Annotated in this window: 20 protein-coding genes; 7 read left to right on the top strand and 13 right to left on the bottom strand. The window is 58.4% G+C overall.

Translation table 11 applies throughout. From position 1 onward, the window contains the following. Window positions 1-95 precede the first annotated feature (95 nt). On the top strand, window positions 96-425 hold the full coding sequence (hspQ, locus tag EKM04_RS03580) for a heat shock protein HspQ (RefSeq protein WP_174153296.1): 330 nt from the start codon (window positions 96-98) through the stop codon (window positions 423-425). A gap of 68 nt (window positions 426-493) precedes the next feature. Here the strand turns inward: hspQ and EKM04_RS03575 are convergent, their stop codons facing one another. Continuing rightward, window positions 494-1,150: an invasion associated locus B family protein gene (locus EKM04_RS03575; protein WP_183897205.1), complete on the bottom strand. Its 657-nt coding sequence runs from the start codon at window positions 1,148-1,150 to the stop codon at window positions 494-496. 314 nt (window positions 1,151-1,464) lie between these two features. Here EKM04_RS03575 and EKM04_RS03570 point away from each other — a divergent pair, with 314 nt between their 5' ends. From EKM04_RS03570 to EKM04_RS03560, 3 genes are all read left to right on the top strand, one after another. Further along, a complete protein-coding gene (locus tag EKM04_RS03570; RefSeq protein ID WP_183897204.1) occupies window positions 1,465-3,291 on the top strand; it encodes an extracellular solute-binding protein in 1,827 nt (608 codons plus the stop codon). A 95-nt stretch (window positions 3,292-3,386) separates the two neighbouring features. Then, on the top strand, window positions 3,387-4,058 hold the full coding sequence (locus EKM04_RS03565; RefSeq protein ID WP_183897203.1) for a DsbA family oxidoreductase: 672 nt from the start codon (window positions 3,387-3,389) through the stop codon (window positions 4,056-4,058). A gap of 53 nt (window positions 4,059-4,111) precedes the next feature. Beyond that, window positions 4,112-5,056, top strand: coding sequence for a DMT family transporter (locus tag EKM04_RS03560; RefSeq protein ID WP_183897202.1), 945 nt, complete (start codon window positions 4,112-4,114; stop codon window positions 5,054-5,056). Between the two features lie 8 nt (window positions 5,057-5,064). Here EKM04_RS03560 and mfd read toward each other — a convergent pair whose 3' ends face one another. Both mfd and EKM04_RS03550 read right to left on the bottom strand, forming a co-directional pair. Continuing rightward, window positions 5,065-8,562: a transcription-repair coupling factor gene (mfd, locus tag EKM04_RS03555; protein ID WP_183897201.1), complete on the bottom strand. Its 3,498-nt coding sequence runs from the start codon at window positions 8,560-8,562 to the stop codon at window positions 5,065-5,067. Then, window positions 8,559-8,876 carry a succinate dehydrogenase assembly factor 2 gene (locus EKM04_RS03550; protein ID WP_174153302.1) on the bottom strand — a complete coding sequence of 106 codons (318 nt, stop codon included), beginning with the start codon at window positions 8,874-8,876 and terminating at the stop codon, window positions 8,559-8,561. Before EKM04_RS03550 ends, mfd begins: the two co-directional genes overlap by 4 nt. 170 nt (window positions 8,877-9,046) lie before the next feature. Here EKM04_RS03550 and recG point away from each other — a divergent pair, with 170 nt between their 5' ends. Together recG and EKM04_RS03540 are read left to right on the top strand one after the other, a co-directional pair. Continuing rightward, complete coding sequence (gene recG, locus EKM04_RS03545; protein WP_183897200.1) at window positions 9,047-11,152, top strand: ATP-dependent DNA helicase RecG; 2,106 nt, start codon at window positions 9,047-9,049, stop codon at window positions 11,150-11,152. 5 nt (window positions 11,153-11,157) lie between these two features. Then, on the top strand, window positions 11,158-11,415 hold the full coding sequence (locus tag EKM04_RS03540) for a hypothetical protein (protein ID WP_183897199.1): 258 nt from the start codon (window positions 11,158-11,160) through the stop codon (window positions 11,413-11,415). Window positions 11,416-11,418: 3 nt separating this feature from the next. Here EKM04_RS03540 and EKM04_RS03535 read toward each other — a convergent pair whose 3' ends face one another. From EKM04_RS03535 to pcsA, 8 genes are all read right to left on the bottom strand, one after another. Continuing rightward, entirely contained in the window at window positions 11,419-12,087 is a 669-nt protein-coding gene (locus EKM04_RS03535) for a DUF502 domain-containing protein (protein ID WP_174153305.1), read from the bottom strand. 179 nt (window positions 12,088-12,266) lie between these two features. Then, window positions 12,267-14,093 carry a glutamine--fructose-6-phosphate transaminase (isomerizing) gene (gene glmS / locus EKM04_RS03530; protein WP_183897198.1) on the bottom strand — a complete coding sequence of 609 codons (1,827 nt, stop codon included), beginning with the start codon at window positions 14,091-14,093 and terminating at the stop codon, window positions 12,267-12,269. A gap of 100 nt (window positions 14,094-14,193) precedes the next feature. Continuing rightward, window positions 14,194-15,552: a bifunctional UDP-N-acetylglucosamine diphosphorylase/glucosamine-1-phosphate N-acetyltransferase GlmU gene (glmU, locus tag EKM04_RS03525; protein ID WP_183897197.1), complete on the bottom strand. Its 1,359-nt coding sequence runs from the start codon at window positions 15,550-15,552 to the stop codon at window positions 14,194-14,196. Window positions 15,553-15,781: 229 nt separating this feature from the next. Continuing rightward, window positions 15,782-16,855, bottom strand: coding sequence for a BMP family ABC transporter substrate-binding protein (locus tag EKM04_RS03520; protein ID WP_174153308.1), 1,074 nt, complete (start codon window positions 16,853-16,855; stop codon window positions 15,782-15,784). Between the two features lie 37 nt (window positions 16,856-16,892). Beyond that, window positions 16,893-17,813 (bottom strand): ABC transporter permease, encoded by a 921-nt coding sequence (locus EKM04_RS03515; protein WP_183897196.1) that lies wholly within the window; start codon window positions 17,811-17,813, stop codon window positions 16,893-16,895. Further along, on the bottom strand, window positions 17,813-18,901 hold the full coding sequence (locus EKM04_RS03510) for an ABC transporter permease (RefSeq protein ID WP_183897195.1): 1,089 nt from the start codon (window positions 18,899-18,901) through the stop codon (window positions 17,813-17,815). Before EKM04_RS03510 ends, EKM04_RS03515 begins: the two co-directional genes overlap by 1 nt. Next, window positions 18,891-20,462 (bottom strand): ABC transporter ATP-binding protein, encoded by a 1,572-nt coding sequence (locus EKM04_RS03505; protein WP_252094038.1) that lies wholly within the window; start codon window positions 20,460-20,462, stop codon window positions 18,891-18,893. Before EKM04_RS03505 ends, EKM04_RS03510 begins: the two co-directional genes overlap by 11 nt. A 168-nt stretch (window positions 20,463-20,630) precedes the next feature. Beyond that, complete coding sequence (gene pcsA / locus EKM04_RS03500) at window positions 20,631-21,356, bottom strand: phosphatidylcholine synthase (RefSeq protein ID WP_183897267.1); 726 nt, start codon at window positions 21,354-21,356, stop codon at window positions 20,631-20,633. Between the two features lie 213 nt (window positions 21,357-21,569). Here pcsA and EKM04_RS03495 point away from each other — a divergent pair, with 213 nt between their 5' ends. Further along, entirely contained in the window at window positions 21,570-22,784 is a 1,215-nt protein-coding gene (locus tag EKM04_RS03495; protein ID WP_183897194.1) for a UbiH/UbiF family hydroxylase, read from the top strand. Here the strand turns inward: EKM04_RS03495 and EKM04_RS03490 are convergent. Both EKM04_RS03490 and EKM04_RS03485 read right to left on the bottom strand, forming a co-directional pair. Further along, a complete protein-coding gene (locus EKM04_RS03490) occupies window positions 22,762-23,706 on the bottom strand; it encodes an AEC family transporter (RefSeq protein WP_183897193.1) in 945 nt (314 codons plus the stop codon). The genes EKM04_RS03495 and EKM04_RS03490 overlap by 23 nt on opposite strands. A gap of 34 nt (window positions 23,707-23,740) precedes the next feature. Continuing rightward, window positions 23,741-24,487 (bottom strand): cytochrome c biogenesis CcdA family protein, encoded by a 747-nt coding sequence (locus tag EKM04_RS03485; protein WP_183897192.1) that lies wholly within the window; start codon window positions 24,485-24,487, stop codon window positions 23,741-23,743. Window positions 24,488-24,608 lie beyond the last annotated feature (121 nt).

Raw genomic sequence — 24,608 nt, 5'->3', positions numbered from 1 at the left:
GCACATGTGCGAAGGACGAAAGCCAGCCATGCAACGCCATATCTTGATATTTTATATCCACCCCCCAAATTGTAGTGGGAAAGGATGTGCATGCCATGAAACAAAGAGACGCAAAATTTACGATTGGTGAGGTCGTTCGCCACAGAGTGTTTCCGTTCCGCGGTGTGGTATTCGACGTAGACCCGGAATATGCCAACACAGAGGAATGGTGGAACGCGATTCCCCCGGAAATTCGTCCGGAGCGTGACCAGCCATTTTACCACCTGCTGGCGGAAAACGATGAGTCCGAGTATGTCGCCTATGTGTCCGAACAAAACCTCGTCCACGACGAGAGCGACCAGCCCCTGAGAAACCCGAATATTTCCCGTATTTTCGACACCACTCCCAGCGGCGAGCTGCGAGCGAAGGCAGCGATGACTCACTGATTGTTTCCAGAAATTTTTCACAAAAAAACCGGCCTGAGACTTCAGGCCGGTTTTTCAATGTCGATATCTTAGTTTGCAGGCTTGGTCTTGGCAGCGTCCTGCGCAGCTTCGAGCTTCTTACGCGCCTCTTCAGCCTTCTTCTGCATGCCTTCCTGGAGCGAACGCTGGCTTTCCGCGAGCTGCGACTGTGTAATCGGCTGGCCATCATAAGCGCCGGTAAAGCCGCTGAGAGCGATCTTGATCGGGTTCGGTGCGCGACGGAAGTTGATGGAAGTGAACACGATTTCCGTGCCCTTCTTCATGCTGGCGATCATGGCGTCTGTGAGCGGCACTTCAGCTGTGCACTTGTCGGGCAGGCAGACGGCATAATCGAGCTTCTGTCCCTTGCCACCATCGATCTGCATCATAACGCCTGGAGGCAGCAGACGTGCGGTCGGAACCGAAACCTGGAGCAGCTTGCGGTTGACCTTACCTTCGACACTGATGAGGCCGACAGCCGTGATCATCTGGCCGTTCTGCGCCAGAACGACGTTCTGCACGACGCAAACATCATTGTCTTCCTGCTTGCTGCATGTCTTGAACCAGCCGAGCGGTGGTGCGCCAGGACCTCCGGCAGCCGGAACCGCCTGCTGAGCCTGCGATACGGCCGGTGCAGACACGGCACCCAGCGAAAGAACGAGAGCAGACAAGGCTGCGCGGCTGAATGTGTTTGCGTTTTGCATCATAAGAGTTCCGTCTCCTGAATTTTCTTATGCGAAGCAGAACAGGACGAACTGCTTAGCATCACCGGTATCCGTCTGCCCGTTCCACTGTCGTTTAAATGAGGCAAATGCGTGACCCGAGGGTTTCGGCAAACCTGTTACATCCCGTTGAAGGCGATATCCAGCACTTCTTTGACTTTTTAGAGAAGCCCGACAAGTTTTCTCTCGTCGGATGCCTGCCATAGTCGTGTGTGATACATTCGCGCGGGAATCAATACAAGACGGGCGAGCCGTGACGATCTGCGGATCAAACAGCCCGAATGCGACAGGACATGAACATGCGAAGCCTTTTGGCGCTCATCCCGGCCCTTCTTTTTTCAGGTCTGGCGCTGGCAGAACCACTCCACGGGATTTCGATGCATGGCACTGTTGCCCTATCATCCGATTACAAGAATTTTCCCTATGTGAACCCCAACGTGAAAAAAGGCGGTCGCATATCCTATGGCGTCGTCGGGACCTTCGATAGCCTCAATCCCTTTGTTCTGAAGGGCATGCGCACAACGGCACGTGGCGTCTGGGACCCGGAGTTCGGTAATCTTCTCTATGAGCCGCTGATGCAGCGCTCCAATGACGAGCCATTCTCGCTCTATGGCTTGCTGGCGGAAACGGCCGAGTGGGACGACGACCGCACCTACATTCAGTTCAACATCAATCCGAAAGCGAAATGGCAGGACGGCCAGCCGGTGACGCCCGATGATGTGATTTTCACCTTCAATCTTTTGAAGGAAAAAGGCCGTCCACCCTTCAATAGCCGCCTGAACGGCGTTGCGAAAATGGAGAAGATTGGCGAGCACGGCGTGCGCTTCACGTTCAACGAAAACGCGAATCGCGAAACACCGCTCATTCTGGCCTCCTCGACACCGATCCTGCCCAAGCACGCCATCGATCAGGCAACATTCGAGCAAGGCGGCCTCGGCCCCGTGGTGGGCTCCGGTCCCTACCGAATCAAAACCCTGCGCCCTGGTGAGCGCGTCGTGTGGGAGCGCAACCCGGATTACTGGGGCAAGGATGTGCCGTCCAAGGTCGGCTCTGATAATTACGACGAGATCAGCATCCTCTATTTTCTGCAGGTCACGACGATGTTCGAGGCCTTCAAGAAGGGCGATATCGACATCTACCCGGAAGGAGACGCCATCAACGGCTCGGCAGACAGCTCCCACTGGGGCCAAGCCTATAATTTCCCTGCGGTGCATCGCGGAGACATTGCCCGCGACGTTTTCGAGTCACGGCTGCCATCGGGCATGTTCGGGCTCGTGTTCAACACGAGACGCGCCATCTTTGCTGATAAGAACGTGCGCGAAGGGCTGTCTTTCGCACTCGATTTTGAATGGATGAACCGCAATATTCTCGGCGGCGCGTTCCAGCGCACGCAAAGCTATTGGCAGAACTCGGCGCTCGGCGCCTTTGGCAATGCGGCGGACGAGCGGGAACTGGCTTTGCTGGGTGATGCCGCCAGGACACTTCCACCGGCGCTGCTGGCTGGCACCTACGCCATGCCCGTCACCGATGGCTCCGGCGCCGATCGCAAGGTACTGAAGCTCGCCGTCGACACGTTGAAGGCGGGCGGTTACACGATCAAAAGCGGAAAGATGTCGGATGCCAAGGGTCGTCCGCTCGCCTTCGAAATTATGACGCAGAACCCCGCGCAGGAACGCATTGCGCTGGCCTACCAGCGTTCGCTGCGTCTCATCGGCGTGGATATGGCCATTCGCTCCGTCGATGACGGGCAGTATCAGGCACGCTCCAACAGCTTCGACTATGATATGATCATCCGCTCGCTTCCATCCTCGCTGTCGCCGGGGGCTGAACAGCTCAACCGCTGGGGCTCTGGCTCACGCGATGCCAATGGCAGCTTCAATTATGCGGGCGTTGCCGATCCTGATGTGGACCGCATGCTGGAAGCGTTGTTGCAGGCGCGCTCCACAGAGGACTTCCAGGCCGCCGTGCGTGCCTATGACCGTCTGCTGACGGCGGGGCATTACATCATCCCGCTCTATTACATCGGTGCGCAGTGGGTCGCGCGGTGGAAATATATAGAGCGCCCCGAGGCCACGCCGCTTCTGGGTAACCAGAAAACCACGTGGTGGGATGCGCGCGTTCAGTAAGGCCAGTCTGGCGGTTCTCTTGAGGTAACGCCTTGCGCAACCGCAGAGACGCCCCTAGATGGAGCGGACATTTTAAGGTTTGAAAGGGAAGCACCATGCAACGCATTGTTATCGACGTCGTCTCGGACATGGTCTGCCCATGGTGCTATCTCGGCAAGGCGCGGCTCGATCTGGCGCTGGCTGAAATTCTCGATGAAGTCAGCGTCGACGTCAACTGGCGTCCCTACCGCCTCAACCCGGACTACCCTCCGGAAGGTGTGGACCAGAAGGCAGAGCTTGAGAAGAAGCTGGGCGGCAAGGAAAAGGTGGAGCAGGCGCACGAGATGCTGACGCAGCTTGGCAAGGAAGTGGGCATCGCCTTCGACTTCGACGCTATCAAGGTCGGGCCCAACACGCTGGATGCCCACCGCCTCTCGCTTTGGGCTCACGCCGAAGGCCGCGAGTTTCAGGAAAAGGTCGTGAACGGACTGTTCCGCGCCAACTTTGAGGAAGGCCGCAATATCGGCGACCACGCCGTGCTGGCGGATATTGGTGAAAAGGCTGGAATGAGCCGCGACGTCGTGGAGAAGCTGCTGGCTTCTGACGCGGATAAGGACACAGTCGTCGCGGAAATTGATGCTGCCCAACAGATGGGTGTATCAGGTGTTCCCTTCTTCATCCTCGACCAGAAATATGCCGTCAGCGGTGCGCAGACCAAGGAAGTGCTGATTAATGCACTGCGGGATATTGCCAGATTGAAGCTGGAAGAGCATAGGGCACTGAACTGATCGTCAGCGCCTCCCTGCTGTCGATTTCCGGCCCCTAATATTTTGGTGTTTCCGTGTCCGATAGCACGTTGAAGGGAATTCTGCTCGCATTCGCAGCCTTTGCGGCCTACGCCTGGAGCGATGCGAGCGTGAAGCTCATCGAAGGGCAATTGTCGCCCATTCAGTCCGCCTTTTTTGGCGCGCTCTTTGGCCTTGCGGCCCTGCCCTTCATCCGCAAGCGCAACGACGACTGGCGCGATATTGTGCGCACCACCAACCGCCCGCTCTGGCTTCTGCGCTTCGGGACATCAGGCCTTGGTGCCATCACCTCGGTCACGGCCTTCACCCATCTATCCATGGCAGAAGCTTTCGCGCTGATCTTTCTGCTGCCCGCCTTCGTCACTATCATGTCTGTTCTGTTCCTGAAGGAACAGGTCGGGATCAAGCGCTGGTCCGCCGTCATCATCGGTTTTGCCGGTGTTCTGATTATCTTGAGACCGGGTTTCCGCGAGCTTTCGACCGGACATTTCGCGGCCATCATCGCCGGTCTTTGCGGCGCGATCTCCATCGTTATTTTCCGCGCCATGGGGCCATCGGAAAAGAATATCTCGCTTTATGGCGCGGGCTTGCTGGGAACGCTGGTCATCTGCGGCGTGGCGATGACATCGTCGTTCACCCTGCCCAATGTCGAACAATGGATGTTCCTGGCGGGCTACGGCCTTCTTGGCGCCGTCGCCAACGTGCTGGTGATGTATGCAGCGAAATACGCGCCCGCTGCGGTCATCGGCCCGACGCAATACAGCCAGATGTTGTGGGCCATTCTGTTCGGCTATCTGATCTTCGGTGATCACGTGGATAGCTGGATGCTGGTCGGCATTGCGCTCATCATCGGCTCGGGGCTGATCACGCTTATCCGCGAACGCCAGAGACATGTCGCTCTTCCAACATCGATTGCGGCGGCAGACCAGAATGTTGCCGTCGCGATGACGCCGGAGAGCGATGGGGACAAGACGCACTGATCAGTCCGTCAGCCCTTTGCCAGTTCAGCCAGCTGCGTCATCACCATGGCCGCCCCTGCCAGACGCTTCTCAGGCGTCGGCAGATCACGCGTCAGGAATACGCTGTGATCGGGCCTGATTTTCGCCATGGAACCCTGTTTGGCGATGTAGCCGACGAGTGCCGCAGGGTTCGGGAATTCCTTGTTACGGAACTGCACGACGACGCCCTTCGGCCCCGCATCCAGCTTTTCGACATTGGCCGTGCGGCAGAGCGACTTGACGTAGACGATCTTGAGAAGGTGCTGGACTTCCTTCGGCAACGGGCCGAAGCGGTCGATCATCTCTGCACCGAAACCGTCGATTTCGTTCAGATCGGTCAACTCGCCAAGGCGACGATACAGGCCCATGCGCAGATGCAGATCCGGCACGTAATTTTCCGGGATCATGACCGAAGTGCCAACCGAAATCTGGGGCGACCAGCCGGTATCGACAACATCGTCTTCGCCCTTCACCTCGGCCACGGCCTCTTCCAGCATCTGCTGGTAAAGCTCGAAACCGACTTCCTTGATATGGCCCGACTGTTCTTCACCCAGAAGATTGCCAGCACCGCGAATATCGAGATCATGGCTGGCAAGCTGGAAGCCAGCGCCCAGTGTATCAAGCGATTGCAGGACCTTCAGGCGGCGCTCCGCCATTGTCGTCAGCACCTTGTTGACCGGCAATGTGAACAGCGCGAAGGCGCGAACCTTGGACCGGCCGACACGACCACGCAGCTGGTAGAGCTGCGCCAGGCCGAACATATCGGCACGGTGGACGATCAGCGTGTTGGCCGTGGGAACATCGAGACCGGATTCGACGATGGTGGTGGAGAGCAGCACATCATACTTGCCATCATAGAAGGCATTCATGATGTCTTCCAGCTCACCCGCCGCCATCTGCCCGTGCGCGACGGCGACCTTCAGTTCCGGCACGTCGGATTGCAGGAAGGCGTGAATATCGGCCAGATCAGCCAGACGCGGGCAGACATAGAAGCTCTGGCCGCCACGATAATGCTCGCGCATCAGCGTTTCGCGGATAACCAAGGCATCGAAAGGCGAAATGAAGGTGCGCACCGCCATGCGGTCCACCGGTGCCGTCGTGATCAGCGACAGCTCGCGAACACCTGTCATGGCAAGCTGCAACGTGCGCGGAATGGGCGTCGCCGACAGCGTCAGCACATGCACGTCGCTCTTCAGCTCCTTCAAGCGCTCCTTATGCTTCACGCCAAAATGCTGCTCCTCATCGATGATGAGAAGGCCCAGATTGGCGAAGCTGATGCCAGCGCCAAGCAGCGCATGGGTCCCAACGACGATATCGGTCTTGCCCTCGGCCACTTCCTTCTTGGTCAGCGCCAGTTCCTTCGTACCGACAAGGCGCGATGCCTGCTGCACACGGATCGGCAGGCCACGGAAGCGTTCGGAGAAGGTGCGGAAATGCTGACGGGCCAGCAATGTGGTCGGCACGACGACCGCCACCTGCACGCCGTTCATGGCAGCAAGGAACGCGGCGCGGAGTGCAACTTCCGTCTTGCCGAAGCCGACATCACCGCAGATCAGGCGGTCCATCGGGCGACCGGCGCCCAGATCGTCGCGAACCGAATCGATGGCGTTTTGCTGGTCTTCCGTCTCGTCGTAGGGGAAACGGGCGGCGAACTCATCATAGAGACCATCTGGCGCAATCAGCGCTGGCGCATGGCGCACCATGCGCGCAGCGGCGATGCGGATGAGATCGCCCGCCATATCCAGAAGACGTTTCTTGAGCTTGGCCTTGCGCATCTGCCATGCGCCGCCACCCAACCTGTCGAGGTTGGCTTCCGCCGCATCCGAGCCGTAGCGCGACAGAAGGTCGATGTTTTCGACGGGTAGGAAAAGCTTGGCCTCATCGGCATAATGCAGCTCGAGACAATCACGCGGCGCACCCGCCGCCTCGATCGTGCGAAGACCAACGAAGCGACCGATGCCGTGTTCGGCGTGGACGACAAGCGAGCCCTCGTCCAGACCGGCGACTTCCGAGATGAAATCAGCTCCGCGCTTGCGGCGCTTGGATCGGCGCACCATGCGGTCGCCGAGAATATCCTGCTCACCGATGACGGCGAGATTGCCGGTTTCGAAACCGGCCTCAAGGCTCAGAACCGCAGCGGCGGCCTCGCCCTTGCCAAGCTTTTCGATCTCTTTAAACGACTGGATCGTCTTGATGTTTTCAAGGCCATGCTCATTCAGCACCTGTAACATGCGGTCGAGCGAGCCCTCAGACCAGCCGGTGATCAGAACCTTCCAGCCCTTGGAGCGTCGCTCGGCAATGTGCTTGACGGCAAGCGTGAAGACATTGACGCGCTCTTCGCTTTCGTTCTCCGTCTGCGACTTCGCCCAGCGCGGACCGACATGGGCATCCAGCGTGGCGACCGGCTTATCCCTGGAGTCCTGCTCGTTGAACGGTGTCAGACGGACTGCGTTGACGGCGTTGAGCGCCTCGTCGAAGCTCTTACCGCCGAGATAGATCTGGCTTGGCGAGACGGGCTTGTAGGGCGCTCCCTGCGTTGCGCCCTTCGTCTGGCCGGACTGTTGCCGCGCATCGAAATAATCATGTACCAGCTTGGACCGCTCGACGGCTGCTTCGCGCGCCGTGTGGTCGGTGACGATGCGAAAGCCCTTGAGATAATCGAAGGCGGTTTCCAGTTTTTCGTAAAACAGCGGCAACCAATGTTCCATGCCCGCATAACGACGCCCCTCGGACACGGCCTGGTACAGCGCGTCGTCCCTCGTCGCGGCTCCGAAGAGCGACAGATAGTTCTTGCGGAAGCGGCTGATCGTATCCGGCGTGAGGGTTACCTCGCTCATCGGGTTCAAATCAAGCGAATGGGCCTGACCGATGGTGCGCTGGCTGGCGGGATCGAAGGTGCGAATGCTTTCCAGCGTATTGCCGAAGAAGTCCAGCCTGACAGGCTCTTCCGTACCCGGAACGAAAACATCGAGAATACCGCCGCGCAGGGCGAACTCACCCACTTCGCGCACGGTCGCCACACGGTCAAAACCGTTGCGCTCCAGCCGGGCAGCAATATCCTCCATGCGGATCTGATTGCCGGGCCTGGCCGAGAAAGCGAGGCTCTCGATGACATCGCGTGGCGCCATTTTCTGCAACATGGCATTGACGGTAACAAGCACGATGGCCGGATGCGGCTTTTTCTGGTGATGGATGAGGCCGGACAATGTCGCAAGACGACGGGCCGACACATGCGCACTGGGCGACACGCGGTCGTAAGGAAGGCAATCCCAGGCAGGCAGGGTGAGAACCGGAATATCAGGTGCAACGAAGCTCAGCATCTGCTCCAAATCGGCCACGCGCTGGCCATCGGAGAGGACATAGGCAACGGGCGTGCCCTGCCGTGCCAGATCAGCCAGCAAAAAGGCTTCCGTTCCGGAGGGCACGTTGCCGATGGTCAACGGCGTATCGGCCGATGCCACCAGCCTGACATCGAATCCGGCTATCATTTTGGGCTGTGTCCGTTCTGCGCGGTGACCAGATCGAAATCTGGGCGGTAGGAAATGATCGTCATGAACAACGGCGTCTGGAATTTTTCGGGAATAGGCTGCGCGCCCGTCACCATCTGTACGAGGTCCTGATCTTCCTCGTTCATGATGGTTTCGAGCTCGTCCAATTGCTCTTCGGAAAGGTCGGCGATGTTTTCTTCGGCGAACTGGCCGAGAACAAGGTCCATTTCCCTGATACCGCGATGCCAGCACCGATAAAGAATTCGCCTGCGCCTCGGATCGAGGTCGGCGCTCGTGCGCACCAGTCCTGTCATCGCATTCACCTGTTTGTTGACTTGGCCTTTCCTATAGAACAGGACAGGAACGATTGGGAACCGGTTTTTATCGAAATATTGTCGCATCAACCAAAAACTGCCGGTGATAAATCGAGTTTATCGCAAGACCACTCTTGCATTGCGCCCGCCCTTCCACGATTTTGCTCGCCATGCGCCCCACCCTCCTCGATCCGCTGTTTGCCACCGTCGCCACGCTTGCAGGCGTCGGGCCGAAGCTTGCCGATTTGTTGGCGAAGCTCTTGGGTCGGGACAGCGTCGAGGAAAGCCGCGTTGTCGACCTCCTTTTTCACGCGCCCTACAACATCATCGACCGACGAAACCGCCCGGGCATTGCGCTGGCACTACAGGGTGCCATTGTCACCATTCAGGGACGCGTAGACCGCCACCAGCCAGCGCCGCCCGGCAACCGCTCCGCGCCGTATCGGGTGTTTCTGCATGACGAGACCGGCGAACTGGCGCTGACCTTCTTCCGTGCCAAGGGTGATTGGCTGTCCAAGGCACTGCCCGTGGACGAAGAGGTGATGGTCAGCGGCAAGATCGACTGGTTCAACGGTCGGGCTTCCATGGTGCACCCGGATTTCATGGTGAAGGTCTCGGAGGCCGAAAACCTGCCGCTGGTCGAGCCGGTCTATCCGTTGACAGCCGGGCTTTCGCCCAAGGTCTTGAGACGCGCCATCGATGGCGCACTCACCAAGATGCCGATCTTTACGGAATGGATCGATGAAGCGCTGGCCGCGCGTGAGAGCTTTCCGCATGTGGCCGATGCTTTCCGCGATCTGCACGATCCGCGTGACGCTGCCGACATCGATCCGCAGGCCCCTGCCCGCCGCCGCCTTGCCTATGACGAATTTCTGGCAGGTCAGCTGTCACTGGCGCTGGTGCGTCAACGATTGCGCAAGGTCACCGGCCAACCGATCCGTGCGAAGGGCGATTTTGCTGCCAGAATTCTGGCGAACCTGCCGTTTTCGATGACGGCGAGCCAAAGCGCTGCGGTGAAGGATATTCTGACCGACATGGCCGGCGAAGACCGCATGTTGCGTCTGTTGCAGGGCGATGTCGGCGCGGGCAAGACGCTGGTGGCGTTAATGGCCATGGCAACCGCCGTCGAGGCCGGCGGTCAGGCCGTGCTGATGGCCCCCACTGAAATTCTGGCCCGCCAGCATTTCTCGACGATTTCGAAATTCGGCACAGCAGCTGGCATTTCCTGTGCGGTTCTGACGGGGCGCACCAAAGGCAAAGAGCGGCGAGACATCGAGGAGCGCATCGCCTCCGGCGAGGCTCAGATCATCATCGGAACCCATGCGCTGTTTCAAGACAGCGTCAGCTACAAGAACCTCGTGCTGGCGGTGGTGGATGAGCAGCATCGTTTCGGCGTACACCAACGCCTGCGGCTGACCGCCAAGGGTATCTCACCACATATGCTGGTCATGACGGCAACCCCCATTCCCCGAACGCTGGTTCTGGCCGCATTCGGCGACATGGATGTGTCCAAGCTGACCGAGAAACCGGCAGGCCGCAAACCGATCACGACCGTGACCATTCCGACCGAGCGCATTGGCGATATCGTCGCCCGGCTGAAAACTGCACTATCCGAAGGCAAGAAAGCCTACTGGATCTGCCCATTGGTGGAAGAATCGGAGGAATCAGACCTGATGTCGGCAGAGGAACGTCATGCCGTTCTGTCCAAGTCACTGGGCGCTGACATTGGCCTCATCCATGGCCGCATGAGCGGGCCGGAGAAGGACGCGGCGATGCTGGCCTTCAAGACCGGCGAAACGCGCCTGCTGGTGGCGACCACTGTCGTGGAGGTTGGTGTGGACGTGCCGGATGCGACGATCATGGTCATCGAACACGCGGAGAATTTCGGCCTTGCGCAGCTTCACCAGTTGCGCGGGCGCGTGGGTCGCGGTGACGAGGCATCCAACTGCATTCTGCTCTACAAGGGTCCCCTGAGCGAAACCGGCAAGGCGCGGCTTTCCATTCTGCGCGACAGCGAAGATGGCTTCCTGATTGCCGAAGAGGATCTGAAGTTGCGCGGCGAAGGCGAGCTTCTCGGCACCCGTCAATCCGGCACGCCGGGTTTTCGTATTGCCAGCCTCGAAGCGCACGCCGACCTCCTGGAGATCGCCCGCAAGGACGCCGCCTATATCATCGAGCGTGACCCGGACCTATCAAGCGAGCGGGGCCGCAATCTGCGTACCCTGCTCTATCTCCATCGTCGTGACGAGGCGATCCGTTTCCTCCATGCAGGCTAACGATAATGAATGACATGCCCCTACCGCCCGCAGCCTTCAGCAAAGGCTACGCCCTTTGCTCGCCCGACAACCAGTTGCTGCCGGAAACCTTTGCCCAAAGCGAACGGAAGGCGATCAGCAAGACCTTCAAGAAACCGGGGCGCAAGAAAGCGTGGGCAGAGGCACAGGAAAAAGGCTGGAGCGTGCGCTTTGTCTATATGCGCGTCTTCGTGCCGGTGTTTCACTCGTCATCGACCACTGACGAAGTGTTTGACGACGAGTGATCGTCAAACCGGTGCGATGGCCTTCGGCAACTCGAAATCCGGGGCGACGAGGCCACCGGAGATCAGAAGCTTCGCTCCGTCTTCTGGCGACATCTCAAGCATGATGATCTTGTCCTTCGGCACGAACAGCAGAAAACCTGCGGTCGGAACCGGCGTCGGCGGCAGGAAAACCGCGACCATTTCCTGGCCGATTTCATTGAACCGATAAGCCACTTCGCCCTTGGCATCGGACGATACAAACACCATGGCCCATGTGCCAGGTGATGGGAATTCGATAAGGCCGACTTTTTTGAACGAGCTGGAATGTTCTTTCAAAACCGATTCGAAGAGCTGCTTGATGCTTTTGTAGATAGGCCGCACGAAGGGCATATGGTTGAGAATGGACTCGCCAAAGCCGACGATCCATTTGCCGATCAGGTTATTGCCGAGAAAGCCGATCAGCGTAATACCGATGACCGCCACCAGAAGGCCGAAACCGGGAATGGCGACATCAAAATATTGCTCGGGATCGTAGCGCGCGGGTATGTAGGGTTTAACCCAACTGTCCACCCATTGCAGGAATGTCCACACCACCCACATGGTGATGGTCACCGGTGCGAGAATGAGAACTCCGGTGAGGAAGCTGTTACGCAAGCGGGTTGCGAAAGAAATTTTGCCAGGGATTTCGGTCATGAATCCGCATAAATTCGAGAAACGTCAGGAGATGAAGACTTTCTTGAAACGGACAGTGGCGAAACGTGTTCCGCCTTTCAAGTGAATTATCGTGGCGATGTGCACTGCGAAAAATAATCCCGTTCGCAAGTGCGTTATCGCCACGTGTTCTCCGTTCAGCTGAACCGGTGTGGATGGGTCTATTCCACCGTCACCGACTTTGCCAGGTTGCGCGGCTGGTCCACATCCGTGCCCATGAAGACGGCGGTGTGGTAGGCCAAAAGCTGGATCGGCAGCGAAAAGACCATCGGGGCAATGACTTCATCCACGTTTGGCAGAACGATCGTCGCCATGGTTTCGAGCTTGGAGGCGGCAGCGCCCTTTTCGTCGGTGATAAAGATGATCTTGCCGCCGCGGGCTGCGACCTCCTGCATGTTGGACACGGTCTTGTCGAAAAAACGGTCATGCGGGGCGATGACGATGACCGGCATGTTCTCATCGATCAGCGCGATTGGTCCGTGCTTCAACTCGCCAGCGGCATAACCTTCGGCGTGGATGTAGGAGATTTCCTTGAGCTTGAGTGCACCTTCCAGCGCCAGCGGATAGCTGGTGCCGCGACCAAGGTAGAGGACATCCTTGAAGCGCGAGAGATCGCGCGACAGGGTTTCGATCTGCGGCTGGATGGCGTTCAGCACTTCGCTCATGACACGGGGCATTTCGATCAGGTGACGAACGAGGTCTGTCTCCTGCTCGGCAGTCAACGTGCCACGCGCCTTGCCAGCGGCAATGGCGAGCGACGCCAGAACGGCCAGCTGGCAGGTGAAGGCCTTGGTGGACGCGACGCCGATTTCAGGACCGGCCAGAATCGGAAACACCGCATCCGATTCGCGCGCCATGGTCGATTCGCGCACATTGACGACCGTGCCGATCTTGAGGCCGTTTTCCTGGCAATACCGCAGCGATGCCAGCGTATCCGCAGTCTCGCCCGATTGCGAAATGAAGAGTGCAGCCTGAGTCGGTGATAGCGGCATTTCGCGATAACGGAATTCAGAGGCTACGTCGATTTCGACCGGCAGACGCGCATAACGCTCGAACCAGTATTTGCCGATGAGGCCGGAAAGATAGGCCGTGCCACAAGCGGAAATGGCAAGGCCCGTGAGCTTCGAGAAATCGATGGCCGGATCGGCTGGCTTCACACGCTTTTCGGCAAAATCCACGTAATGGCTGAGTGCGTGTGAAATGACCTCCGGCTGCTCGTAGATTTCCTTTTCCATGAAGTGGCGGTGATTTCCCTTGTCCACCACATAGGCCGTGGCCTGCGAAATCTGGCGCGCACGCTGGACGGGATTGCCGGAGAAATCGACGATCTCAGCACCATTTGCGGTCAGAATCGCGCAATCGCCATCGACCAGATAGGTGATCTCATTGGTGAAGGGCGAAAGCGCGATGGCGTCCGAGCCGAGGAACATTTCACCTCGACCATAACCGATGGCGAGAGGTGGGCCGGACCGGGCCGACAACAGCGTTGCAGGATCGTCCTGAAACATAACGCCGAGCGCATAAGCGCCGGTCACCCGGTTCAGCGTGGCCAGCATGGCGGCGCGGTGGTCTAGCCCATCACGGGTGAACTTGGCGAGCAGCTGTGCCACGACTTCCGTGTCCGTCTGCGTGGTGAAGGTAGCGCCCTCTGCCGTCAACTCGTCGCGCAATTCGGAGAAATTTTCGATGATGCCATTGTGGACGACCGCCACGCCATCCACGAAATGCGGATGAGCGTTGGTCTCATTCGGCACTCCATGGGTCGCCCAGCGGGTGTGGGCAATGCCCGTGAGACCGGGTAGCGGCTCTTCCGACAGCTTCTTTTCGAGATTGAAAAGCTTGCCTTCCGCGCGGCGGCGGGCCAGCGCGCCATCATGAATTGTTGCGACGCCAGCGGAGTCGTACCCCCGATATTCCAGACGCTTGAGCGCATCCACAAGGCGCTCCGCAACCGGCTGCGTTCCAACAATACCAACAATGCCGCACATATACGTCTCCAAACCATTTTAACTAGCGGAAGTCCTAGCGATTTCCGTAAAATCCGCAATTGCGGTTGTAGTCACTTTCAGTGTCTATCCGTTACCATTGTCAGAACTTTTTCTTGGCATCCTTGATGGCCTGTGCGCGGGCACGCAAAGCATTGGCGCGACCTTCCTTGATCTCCTGACGCGCACGGCCAAAGGCCAGCGCATCGGCGGGCACATTCTCGGTGATGACGCTACCAGACGCGACATAGGCATCGTCGCCAATGCTAACGGGTGCCACCAGTGAAGAGTTGGAACCGACAAAGGCATTCCTGCCGATCCGCGTTTCGTGCTTGTTGATGCCATCGTAGTTGCAGGTGATCGTCCCTGCCCCGATATTACTGCCAGCACCCACGAAGGCATCGCCGATGTAAGTCAGGTGGTTGACCTTGGCGCCCTCGCCGATCTCGGCCTTCTTGACCTCGCAGAAATTGCCAACCTTGGAATTGGCGGCCAGATTGGCGCCGGGGCGCAACCGGGCATAGGGGCCGACCGTCGCACCACCGCTGACATGCGCGCCTTCCAGATGGGAGAACGCGTGGATGACAGCGCCCGATTCGATAGTGACACCGGGTCCGATCACCACATTCGGCTCGATCAAGGCATCCTGCCCGATTTGCGTATCCCAGGATAAAAACACGGTTTCCGGCGCGATCATCGAGACACCATCGATCATGAACTGGTGACGGGCCCGCTCCTGCCAGAGCTTTTCGATGTAAGCCAGTTCGGCGCGATTGTTGCAGCCGATCAATTCGGTTTCAGGCGCATCGATGGCAACGGATTTGCCGCCCAGAGACCGGGCGATTTCGACGATATCCGTCAAATAATATTCGCCCTTGGCATTGTTGTTGCCGATGCGCGTGAGAAGATCGAGCGCGCGGCGACCGTTGATCGCCATAAGGCCACTATTGCACCACGTGACCCTGCGCTCCTCATCGGTCGCATCCTTCTCTTCCCGGATAGCAACGAGTTCCTCATTCTCGACCAGCAGACGGCCATAGCCTGTCGGCCTCTCGGTATGAAAGCCGATGACCACGACATCGACATTCTCCGCCAGAGCCTGCCGCGCCTTGTTGAGCGTTTCAGATGTCAGCAGCGGTACGTCACCATAGGCGATCAGAACATCGTCATAGCCGCTTTCGATCGCATCCCGCGCAGCCAGAACAGCATTGCCGGTGCCCAGACGCTCTTTCTGGAGATAGGGATCGACGTTGACGCCAGCACCCCGCGCTGCATCCACCACCCTGTCCGCATCACGGCCAACCACGAGAGCGGCGGTGTTGACGCCAGCACCTGCAACAGCCTGCATCACATGCGCGATCATCGCCCGACCAGCCACCGGATGCAGCACCTTCGACATGGACGATTTCATGCGTGTGCTTTCACCAGCGGCGAGAATGACGGCAAGGCAACTGCGTTCCATTGATATCTCCGAATCTGCAATCATTGGCCGCCAATCAACGGGCGGGCTGTTTTCCCGCTATAAACGCTCAGGAATAAAGAAACCATGGAAATTGCGTGAACGCTGGAAACCTGCCGTGAGCGCGGGCCAAGAAAAAGCCGCGCCTGTTTCCGGGCGCGGCTTGGTTTGGTGATACGTGTCGGATCCTTGGGACAAGCCCGAGGATGACGATCGAGAGCAATCGAACAGCTTACTGCGGCAGCTTGTCGTCCACGCCTGCGACGTAGAAGTTGAGGCCGAGGAGAACCTTGTCTTCAGCCTTTTCGCCAGCCTTCAGCCACTCGGAGCCGTCCTGCTTCTTGATCGGACCGGTGAAGGGGTGAAGCTCGCCAGATTTGATCTTGGCTTCGGTTTCCTCAGCCATTTTCTTCACGTCGTCGGGCATGTTGGTGTAAGGTGCCATGGTCAGGATGCCGTCTTTCAGGCCGTCCCAGACCGACTCCGACTTCCATGTGCCGTCCAGAAGCGCCTGTGTGCGCTTGATGTAGTAAGCGCCCCAGGTATCGACGATCGCCGTCATCTGCGTGCTCGGACCAGCCTTGATCATGTCCGACGCCTGACCGAAGGCCTTGATGCCACGCTCCGCAGCAACCTGCATCGGTGCGGTGGTGTCGGTGTGCTGTGTCAGAATATCGACGCCCTGGTCGATCAGTGCCTTGGCAGCATCGGCTTCCTTGCCGGGGTCGAACCATGTATTGGCCCAGACAACCTTGACCTTGAACTCGGGATTGACCGACTGAGCGCCCAGAACGAAGGCGTCGATGCCCATCACGACTTCAGGGATAGGAAAGGACGCGATGTAGCCCGCGACGCCCTTCTGCGACATCTTGGCTGCGATCTGGCCCTGAATGTAACGGCCTTCATAGAAACGCGAATTATAGGTGCCGAGATTTTCAGCCGACTTGAAGCCGGTTGCGTGTTCGAACTTCACCTTCGGGAACTTCTGGGCGACCTTGACGGTCGCATCCATGAAGCCGAACGATGTCGTGAAAATCAGTTCGCAGCCGGAACGGGCCATACGCTCGATGGCGCGCTCGGCATCTGGTCCCTCGGGAACGCTTTCGAGGAACGGCGTTTCGATCTTGTCACCGAAATGCTTCTGCAGTTCCTGACGGCCGATGTCGTGCGCCTGCGTCCAGCCGCCATCGGTCTTGGTGCCGACATAAACGAAGCAGACCTTCTTGGCGTCTGCGGCTTGAGCTACGGGAACCGCGCCGACGATTGCGGCGGCGGATGCCGCCAGTGCGATGATGAGTTTCTTCATGTTTACCCCTGCTTGGTTAGTCTTTGAACCTGTTTTTTTAGCGATCCGGTACGAACGGTTTGCCGAGCGATGCCGGTGTGTTGATCAGCGTTGTGCGACGATTATGAGAGATGATGATGAGGACCACAATAGTCGCTATGTAAGGCATTGCTGAAAGAAGTTGGGACGGCACACCGATGCCAAGCGCCTGCGCGTGCAACTGTCCGATGGTGACAGCCCCGAAAAGATATCCACCCGCCAGAACCCGCCATGGCCGCCATGAGGCAAACACCACCAGCGCCAGTGCAATCCAGCCACGTCCGGCAGACATGTTTTCCACCCATTGCGGCGTGTAGACCAACGAAAGCTGCGCCCCGGCCAGGCCCGCGCAGGCACCGCCGAACATGACGGCAAGGTAACGCGTGCGGATGACGTTGATGCCAAGCGCATGGGCCGAGCCATGATTGTCGCCGATGGCGCGGATTTTCAGGCCTGTGCGGCTTTTGAACAGAAACCAGCCGATGCCGATGACGAGCGCGATCGACATGTAGAAAATCAGATCCTGCCGGAACAGCGCCGGTCCGATGACCGGAATGTCCGACAGACCAGGAAAGACAATAGGCGGCAGCTTCACGCCCGGAAGGCCGACAAAGGTTTCACCCAGCATACCGGAGACACCAAGGCCCAGCAGCGTCAGCGCCAGCCCAGTCGCCACCTGGTTCGTGACCAGCGTCAGTGTCAGGAAACCGAACAGCAGCGAGAAGACGGCACCGGATGCGATGCCGGCGACAATCCCGAGATAGGGCGAGCCGGTCAAATGGGCGGCGGCAAAGGCGCAGACCGCACCCATGATCATCATGCCCTCGACACCGAGGTTCAGCACCCCGGCACGCTCCGTCACCAGCTCGCCCAGTGCAGCGATGACCAGAGGTGTGGCCGCGGTGATGACGGTCAGAAGGATCGCCTGAAACATATCCATCATGCGGCTCCTTCGGAGTTGCTACCACGCCCGAAACGGATGCGGATCCTGTAGATGATCAACGTATCGCAGGACAAAACGAAGAACAGCATGAGCCCCTGGAAGACACGCGTGACCTTGTCGGACACACCAATGGAAAGCTGTGCCGCCTCGCCGCCGAGATAGGTCAGCGCCAGCACGAAACCGGAGGCGATGATGCCCAGCGGATTGAGGCGCCCCAGAAATGCGACGATGATGGCGGTGAACCCGTAGCCGGGCGAAATGGATGGCTGCAAATGCCCGATCGAGCCGGAAACTTCGGAAATACCCGCAAGCCCCGCCAGCGCGCCAGACAGAAGCAACGAAAACCACACCATGCCACGCGAGGAAAAGCCGGCAAACCGCCCTGCCCTTGGCGACTGGCCAAGCACGGTCACTTGAAACCCCTTGAGCATGAAACGCATCATGAACCACAGTACGATGGCAGCGATAATAGCGAAAACGATGCCCCAGTGGGCGCGGCCAGACTCGAGAATTTCCGGCAGCACGGTGCTTTCGTTGAAGGCCGTTGTCTGCGGGAAATTATAGCCCGCCGGATCACGCCAGATGCCCCGCGTCAGCCAGTCGAGAAGCAGCTGGGCGACATAGACGAGCATCAGGCTGGTCAGAATTTCATTGGTGTTGAAACGTGTCTTCAAGAGCGCGGGAATGCCAGCATATAGCGCACCACCGACAGCACCCATGACAAGCATCAGCGGCAGGATCATTGGCGACTGCCACTGGGGGTAGAGAACCGGCAGGATGGAACCAGTGATGGCGCCGATGGTGAACTGCCCTTCGGCCCCGATATTCCAGTTGTTCGAGCGATAGCAGATCGACAGGCCGACCGCGATCAGGATCAGCGGTGCGGCCTTGATCGCCAGCTCATGCAGCGACCAGACTTCCAGAAGCGGATCAATGAAGAAGCTGTAGAGCGCGCTGAAAGGGTTCTTCCCCAGAAGCGCAAACATGATGGCGCCGAAAACCAGCGTCAGCGCAAGCGCCAGGAGAGGCGACAACATGGCGAAGAGGTTGGAAACGCCGGTGCGTTTTTCGAGTTCAATCCGCATGGGCGCGAGCCTCCGCATGTCCTGCGTGAACACCGCCCATCAAAAGCCCGATCTTTTCGCGTGTCATTTCACCAGCCGGATAGGATTGCGACAAACGCCCGTCGGAAATGACGGATATGCTGGAGGCCACTTCGAAGATTTCATCCAGATCCTGACTGATAACGATAACAGCCGAACCGGCCTTGGCGAGATCGACCAGCGCCTGGCGAATGCGGCTTGCGGCCCCGGCATCCACACCCCATGTCGGCTGGTTGACGACGAGAACCGATGGCTGGCGATCAAGCTCACGCCCGACGATAAATTTTTGCAGATTACCGCCCGACAGAGAACCGGCCAGCGGATCATCACCGCTTTTACGCACGTCCATGGAGGTAGAAATGCGCTTGGCCGCATTTTTGATGGTGGAACTGCGGATGACCTTCAGAAATCCACCGCTGAGGAACGCTTTCTGGTCGGAACGACAGCGAGCCAGAAGCAGATTGTCCGACAGCGTCATGGTTGGCACAGCCGCATGGCCATGGCGTTCTTCGGGCACAAAACCGGCCCCCAGCAATCGACGGCCATTGATATTAGTGCGCCCCACCGGCTTTCCGCGCAGGAAAATCGCTTCGTTGTGGGCCACAGGATATTCACCCGAGAGAGCATCGAACAGCTCGCCCTGCCCATTTCCGGCAACCCCGGCGATGGCGAGAACCTCGCCGGAGCGGACTTTCATCGTAATATCTTTGAGGGAAACGGCGAACGGCGTGCGGGCTGAGACTGAGAGGCCAGCGATCTCGACAGCCACGTCACCAATGACGCCATCATCAGCACGCTGAATGCTCGCCACATCCGCGCCCACCATCATCCGCGCCAACGACGACGGCGTTTCCTTGCGCGGATCGCAGGAACCCGTCACCTTGCCGTGGCGCAGCACGGTCGCGCGGTCGCAAATGCGCTGCACCTCTTCCAGCCGGTGACTGATATAAAGAACAGAACGCCCCTCGGCCTTCAGCTTCGCCAGCGTTTCGAACAGGCGATCCGCCTCCTGTGGCGTCAAAACGGAGGTCGGTTCGTCCAGAATGATCAATCGCGGATTTTGCAGCAGCGCGCGCACGATCTCGATACGCTGACGCTCTCCCACCGAAAGATCGGCGACATGGGCGTAAGGGTCGAGCGGCAGACCATAGGCCCTGGATAGCGCTTCCGCCTCGCGGGCAATTTCCTTCAGTGAAATTTTAGGATCCAGCGACAACGCGATGTTTTCGGCGACCGTCAGCGCCTCAAACAGGGAGAAGTGCTGGAACACCATGCCGATGCCGAGTCGGCGCGCCTCGCCCGGAGACCCGATGCGAACCGCCTCATCCTTCCAGACGATCTCGCCTGCCGATGGCTCCAGCACACCGAACAGCATCTTCACCAGCGTGGATTTGCCCGCGCCATTCTCACCCAGAAGCGCGTGAATTTCACCGGGCACAATATCGAGATCGATAGAATCGCATGCGGCGAACGTTCCAAACAGCTTGGTCAGCTGGCGAACGGACAAGAGAGGCAAAACCCCAGACGTCACCGATTCCGTCACCTGTTCCCCTTTTCCAACCCACCCTCGCACTTTCTTTGAAGTGTTGAACGACTGGACTGATCATCATGCACTAAAATTGGGCAGTGCCCTTAATTGGTACTAGATACCGGTTTTGATGCTGTGCACAACTCTAAAAAGCGTCCAGACGAAGGTTTTGAACGACTGAAGTTAACGGCCACCGAGAGACGGGAAAAGCTGCATGAAGCCTCCGATGCAATAAAGATAAAGTCCCGTGATGACGACGCCTGCAACGACCCAATCCGGTGAGGAGAAGTGCAGCAAAAGCGCATATCCGCTCAAGACGCACCACACCAGAAATATGGCCATATTCAGCGGTCGCAGGCGCTTGACCCGGACAGGATGCAGGAAGTTGATCGGCAGGAACGTCATGATCACGGATATCGTCACGATAATCATCGCTGTGGTTGCGCTTGCGTCGATCACGAAGAGCGTAAAAACCACCATGTTCCACACGACGGGGAAGCCGGAAAAGAAATACTCATCAGTCTTCATGCCCATATCGGCGTAGTAGATCGCACTGGAAACGACGATCATGCCTGCGGCCGCGAATGACCACGGCTCGCCAATCATACCACTCTGATAGAGCGCAAAGGCTGGTAACAGCACGTAGGTGACGTAATCGATAATATTATCGAGCGTATCGCCTGACCAGTTTGGCAGGACCTCCTTCACCCGCACTTTACGGGCAATTGGTCCATCGATACCATCGACGGCTAGAGCCAGACCCAGCCACCAGAACATATCGACAAAGCGATGTTCCGCCGCAGCCACGACACCCAGAAAGGCCAGAAAGGAACCGGAGGCGGTGAGAATATGGACCGAAAAGGCCCTTATCTCGGCATAGGGCACGCGCCTGTAGTTGAATATCTTCATAATCAGCGCAGGCGCCTCGCTTTTCATCCGCTACGTCCCTTCCCGTATGCGACCATTCACCACTGTTTGCAACCATTCCCCACGGCTTATCCTCGGACTAATATTGATTTTGCATCAGGATCATGGCCCCTGAGACACATCTGCCTTCTGGATTTGACGGAGCCAAACGCCTATGTTTGCGAAGTGGCCCTTTGCGTGAATAGGAATTGAACGATGAAAAACGTCGAGATCGCTATTGTGGGCGCGGGCCTTGCCGGCCAGATCGCCGCCATCGCCCTCGCGCGCTCAGGCCGCACCGTCGCGTTGATCGCGCCGAAAACCGACAAATTGGACAAACGCACCACGGCGTTGATGGATCAGTCCATCCGCTTTCTCGACCGTTTAGGCCTGTGGTCTCAAATTGAGCCTTCGGCAGCCAAGCTCTCCACCATGCAGATCATCGATGGCACCGACCGGCTTCTGCGGGCGCCAACCGTTGCCTTCCGCTCGTCGGAAATTGGCCTTGCCTCTTTTGGCTGGAACATGCCGAATGAAGCGCTGCTCACGGTGCTCGGCGCGGCGGTGTCCGAGGAAAACAACATCACCCTCATCGATGGCGTCGCCGAGACGATTGAGATCGGCGAGCACGGTGTAACCATCACCCCTGATCAGGGCGAGCAAATCGCGGCAAGTTTCCTGATTGGCGCCGATGGACGCAAGTCGAGAGTGCGGGAGGTTGCCGGCATCGGTGTCCGTTCATGGTCTTATCCACAGACGGCCATGGTCCTGAATTTCTCGCATACCCGCCCACACGGAAATGTTTCGACCGAGTTTCACACACCAACTGGGCCTTTCACCCAGGTACCACTCACAGGGAGCCGTTCCAGCCTCGTGTGGGTTGTGAAGCCGGAGGAGGCGGAGACACTGTCGACCCTCTCGCTGGAAGAGCTGAGCCTGCGCGTGGAGAAACGCATGCAGTCGATGCTGGGCTCCGTGACCGTCGAGGACAATGTGCAGACGTGGCCGCTGTCCAGCATGACGGCAAACCGCTTCGGCAAGGGGCGCGTGGCGCTGATCGGCGAAGCGGGCCACGGCTTCCCTCCCATCGGGGCGCAGGGTCTGAATTTGAGCCTGCGTGACGTGATCGTTCTGACGGAGCTCTTGGGCACGCTGACGGGTGGGCCAATCCCTTCAGATGCCGGTGCAAAATTCGACCGCCGCCGCCGTGCCGATGTCGTCAGCCGCACCCTGAGCGTGGATCTTCTCAACCGCTCGCTTCTTTCCGGGTTCCTGCCGATGCAGGTAGCGCGTGCCGCAGGCCTCCATGTCTTGTCGAGCGTGGCTCCCTTGCGCAGTCTCGTCATGCGCGAGGGCATCGAGCCGGGGCGTGGACTGAAAGCACTGCCCTCGCTTCTTGCCGGCAGCCTCAGAGGCTCATGGCGCGAATGACATAAAGCACCAGCGAGACAGAGAAAACCGAAAGCACGGTCGAAATCAGAATGGTCGCAGATGCGCGCTCCTGCCAGACCTCATATTGCTGGCCAATGACGAAAACATTGGTTGCCGTTGGCAGCGCCGCAAGCAGGACGGCCGTCGATATCCACACCGGATCGAACGAGCCGAATGACGATAGAATGATATAGGCCAGCAGCGGGTGCAGAATGAGCTTGGCTGGAACGATATAGCTGATCTCGACGGGTACGCGCTTCAATGGCCGCAGCGCCAGCGTGACGCCCATGGAAAAAAGTGCACAGGGTGCAGCTGATTGCGCCAGATAATCCACCAGTTGCTGAACCGGCTGCGGCGGTTGCCAAGACATCAAGGCCACCAGAAAACCACCGATGACCGACAGAATAAAGGGATGCGTCAGCACCTTCTTCGTCACATCACCCGCCAGTTTCAGCGGTGAACGCTTGTCCCCACCGGCCAATGCCATGAGCGCGGGAGCGGTGATGAAGTGCGTGGCGTTTTCCAGACAGACGATCAACGCCACCGGCACCGCCGCACGGTCACCGAAGGCGAGCAGCGCCAGTCCCGGCCCCATATAGCCGATGTTGCCGTAACTTCCCGCGAAGCTCTGAATGGTGGAATCAGCCAGACTGTTGCGACGGATGACATAGCCGATCACAAACAGCAGAGCGAAGATGCTGTAGGTCCCCAGAAGACTGAGGCCCACAAAATCCATACGTGCCAGTTGATCGATCGGGGTTTTCGCAACCAGTTTGAAAAACAGCGCAGGCAAGGCAGCGTAGATGATGAATGTGTTCAGCCAACCAAGAGCTTCGGCGGGCTGTTTCGTCACCCGCCCGGCCACATAGCCGATGAAGATCAACCCGAAAAAAGGAAATAGCAATCCGGCGATGTCGGCCATGGCTCCCCTCGCCGTCGATAATACCCGAGCGGATTTAGCCGATTTGCATCAGGATTGGAAAGCTTTCCTGAAACCAGATCGCCACATTGGTGATGAAACCCGACATGAACGCTATGCCGGTCAGAACGAGAAACACGCCCATCGCTTTTTCAACGACACCAAGATGCCGGCGAAAGCGCACAAGAAACCGCATGAAGTTTCCGGAAAAGGCAGCGGCGATCCAGAACGGAATGGCAAGGCCCGCCGAATACACGGCAAGCAGCATCGCCCCATCACCAACCGTATCCTTCGCTGCCGCGACACCCAGGATCGCTCCCAGGACCGGCCCGATGCAGGGCGTCCAGCCGAACGCGAAAGCAAGGCCCATGATATAGGCGCCAGAAAGCGTTGCAGGCTTACCGCCGCCCTGAAACCGCGCCTCACGAGAAAACAGGCCAATGCGAAAAACGCCGAGAAAATTCAGGCCCATCACAATGATGATGAAGCCACCGATCTTGGCCAGAACATCGAGGTTTTGCCGTAGCACCATGCCGATACTTGACGCACCCGCCCCGAGCGCCACGAACACGGTGGCGAATCCGAGTGTAAAAAATAGCGCCGCCAGCATGACGGCTTTTCGCATCTGCGGCTTCGCTTCGTAACGCTCATCGCGAAACTGCTCCACTGAGATACCAGCCATATAACAGAGGTAAGGCGGCACCAGCGGCAACACGCAGGGCGACAAAAACGAAAGTGCGCCGGCCAGAAGCGCTGTAAACAGGGAGATATCGGCGATGGACAAGGAGAAGCTCCGCTACATTTCCACGTGCTTGTAACCCCGCCAACCCCTTACGACCAATCACCTTTTTGCGCCCGTGACAAAAAAACGCGGTGACGCGGAATATTCCGGTTTTTATGGGTTG

This window comes from Rhizobium skierniewicense Ch11, assembly GCF_023757665.1.
Lineage (GTDB): Bacteria > Pseudomonadota > Alphaproteobacteria > Rhizobiales > Rhizobiaceae > Agrobacterium > Agrobacterium skierniewicense.
This window is presented reverse-complemented; position numbering and strand designations above follow the sequence as displayed.